This window comes from Bifidobacterium sp. 2450 (assembly GCF_041900695.1).
Classification (GTDB): domain Bacteria; phylum Actinomycetota; class Actinomycetes; order Actinomycetales; family Bifidobacteriaceae; genus Bifidobacterium; species Bifidobacterium longum.
In genome coordinates this window covers 1-2,881 of record NZ_JBHEEA010000033.1, presented here as the reverse complement: position 1 = coordinate 2,881, position 2,881 = coordinate 1, and the positions used below count along the sequence as shown (strand labels likewise).

The 2,881-nt window shown below is 57.2% G+C and carries 2 protein-coding genes and 1 pseudogene; all 3 read left to right on the top strand.

Annotated elements, in window-relative coordinates:
• Window positions 1-501 (top strand): annotated as a pseudogene (locus tag ACEUKI_RS10695) (hypothetical protein); the annotation flags it as partial.
• Window positions 502-518: 17 nt separating this feature from the next.
• Window positions 519-1,565 (top strand): hypothetical protein, encoded by a 1,047-nt coding sequence (locus ACEUKI_RS10690; RefSeq protein ID WP_374156883.1) that lies wholly within the window; start codon window positions 519-521, stop codon window positions 1,563-1,565.
• 47 nt (window positions 1,566-1,612) lie between these two features.
• The gene (locus ACEUKI_RS10685) at window positions 1,613-2,854 is read left to right on the top strand and encodes a hypothetical protein (RefSeq protein ID WP_374156876.1); all 1,242 of its coding nucleotides are present in this window, start codon (window positions 1,613-1,615) and stop codon (window positions 2,852-2,854) included.
• The last annotated feature ends 27 nt before the right edge of the window (window positions 2,855-2,881 follow it).

Sequence of the window (2,881 nt, the reverse complement as noted above, 5' to 3'; positions counted from 1 at the left end):
TCCGGTTGGCAGGATGCGAAACAGGCCGCGAATGCCGCTCATTCTAACCCAAACAACACGGTGATGAGGGATTTCTGGGATGGTCAGTTCAAGAGATTCGGAGATTGGAGCAAAGGCCACGGGTGGTCCATCGGCGACACAGTCATGAATGCTCGAACCGGGTATACCGATTTTCGGGGTATCCACGACATGAAGAATATCGCCGCTGTCGACACCCATCGGACGGTGTGGGACACCATGAATATTGGCCAGCATTTTTTGGCGTATGTCAACGCGACGTATGACACGTTGAATACGGCGAAAGTGGTGGAGCCGTTTGTGAATCCGACTGCGGATGGTGGTCTGCAGTGGAAGCATTCGCCACAGGATTATTTCAAGACGCTCGTTCCGGATCCAGATCAGTTATGGAATTTCAAGACCATATATCAGGCACCGGGAAAGTTGTCTGATGGGGCGGCTGAGGCATCTAATGCCATTCGAGTTGGTATCAGTGATCTATAAAGGATGGATGATTGACGATGAGCAGGAAACCGGATGCTGCTGAGCGTGGGCGGGAGGCTTACGCGCGGTGGATGGAGCTTTCGGAGGATGAGAAGAATGAGGATCTTCGTCGGCGTCTTCTCGCCTCCGATCAGAATAATCCCGTGGTCAGGGATATGTTGAAGACTGTCGAGAAGGATATCCGGGGTCGTTCCTCGGCGAATGGTGGTCCGACTCTGGAGTATGAGAGTCATGGTTTGTTGGCGTTGACGGTTCCTCATCTGCATGGTCCGCGTCCGGGGCGTCGTGCGTTCGGAATGCGTGGCGTGGTGTTGAAGTCTTTGTGGTTCCTGTTTGTTTTTGTGGTGTCCGTGGTGGTGCAGGTAGTGTTCATGGATGTGGCGAAGGCGAATGGGTCGGGTGATTGGTGGCCGTTGATGGCCGTCCCCAATGTTGGGGTGTTCGTCATTGTGTTTACGTCGATAGCGTTGTCTCCGTTCATCGTTTACGCGATTGGCAGTTTGTGGCCTCGTCTGACCGTGCCTTTCGTGATGTTCGGTTCCTTGGCGATGCTTGCGGTTGGTTCGTTTGTGGGTCAGGAGGTTGGTCGTAGGTGGTTGTGGGACCGGTATGTGGCGACGGGCTTGTTGAAGCCGGGGGATTTCGTGGATTGGTCGTCTGATCGTCTGCCTGCGCCTTTGGCACAGCCCGCGTCGGGTGGTTGGTGGGTGATTGGCTTGGTGGCCGGTGTACTGCTGGTGTCGGGTTCCCTGTTCCTGTACCGGGAGGATCGGCATCGTGGGTCGAATATTCTTCCTCGCTATATATCGTATGGTGGCGGCGTGGTTGGCTTGGTCGCGGCCATCGGCATCGCGTTGACCCGTCATGTGAGCGGTTTCGCGTTGGTGGCTGCCCCGCTGGTTGCGTTGTTCGTCGGGTTCCTGTGGTTCCCGTTGGATTTGGCTGCCGTGTATTTTTGTGTGGATAATCGTCGTGAGTCGTGTGGTGAGTGGTCGGCCGCGTTCTGGCTCACTGCCGAGGCGTTGTTCGTCATTGGCGTGTGTACGGCGCTGCCCATGGCGTGACGGTTGGTTGTGTGCTGGGATGGTAGTGCAAAGGAGGGTGAGTGGGGATGTCCATTCGGTTGGATGAGCGGCGGTATGTCGAGGAGTTGAAGTGTCTGGTTGCGGATTTCCGGATGTGGCAGGATCCGCTGGTTCCGTTGCCGGATGGCTTCGATGATGCCTTGGTGCAGCGGTCCTATCATGTGTTCGGGCAGACGAGTCCCGCCGATATCATCGCTTTGGCAGTTCGCACCCGTGATGAGGATTTGGTTGCCCAGGGCGAGGGATTTATATCTGATTCAGTCTCCATGATTGATGATGAGGATGTGTTCGGCTGGCTGTTCCGCATGATTTGGGGCAAGGAGTTGCAGCTTCGCCAGCAGATAGCCGATGCGGATGTGGAGGATCTGGACGCCACTTTTGATTTCCTGACTTCGGCATGCCGGTTGGCGGCCCATGTCCTTCTTGGCTGGGGCGAAGGGGATACCTCCAGCGCGTATATCGCGAGGTTGTTCCTCATTGAACAGTACGATGAGGCGCTCAATTGCATTCTTCCGTACTCCAATGTGTCGTTGAACGCGAACGAAACCGAATTGGTGGCATCGGATTTGCGCGATCGCGCCATAGCCGCGGCGATGCGGCGTGGCGAGACCGCCGCGATGGAGATGAAGCTGCATGAGGCGGAAGGCGGTCTCCGTCCTTCGTCTAGTGAGGGTTCTGCCGCGCCCGATGACGGGGATGAGAATGGCGTCGCGGATGATGGCCGTCCGTTCCCGCAATCCGATGTACTGTACCTGTTCGATGCGGACCACGTCATCGAGGCGTATCGCTATTTCCTCGACCATGCCGAGGCTGATGCCGATGGCGATGCGGATGGTGATGGCGAGCTTGATGATGGCAATCCCTGGCACAAGCCGGATTTCGTACAGGACAAGCTGCTGACCTTGGCGGGAGCGGGAATCGTGGAGCCGTTGGTCTCCACCGCGTTGGAGCAGAGGGATAGAGACCGGCTCGAGGCTGCGTTGAATCTGCTCGCCATATACCGGGACATCGTTTGTGATGACGGCATACTGGCGTTGCCCATCATCGCCGCGCGCACGTTGCAGGATTCGGACGGGCTGCGGCCCGATGCGGATCTCGACCAACGTATGCGGTACCTGGAGTCCTCGCGTGACCTGCGCTCGAGCATGGCGGCCATGCTGCTCGCGCGCATCCCTGATCCTTCCTGGAGCCGCAAGTTGGCGGTGGATTTGTTGAACGCCGATATGGAGTCGTATGCGCGGCACGTTCGCGAGCTAGCCGAGTCGTGAGCATTCGCTTCGGAAGGTCTTGCAGTA

Excerpts from the sequence above, each read along its gene's own strand:
- ACEUKI_RS10690 (WP_374156883.1), top strand. The coding sequence starts at position 519 with ATGAGCAGGAAACCGGATGCTGCTGAGCGTGGGCGGGAGGCTTACGCG.
- ACEUKI_RS10685 (WP_374156876.1), top strand. The coding sequence starts at position 1,613 with ATGTCCATTCGGTTGGATGAGCGGCGGTATGTCGAGGAGTTGAAGTGT.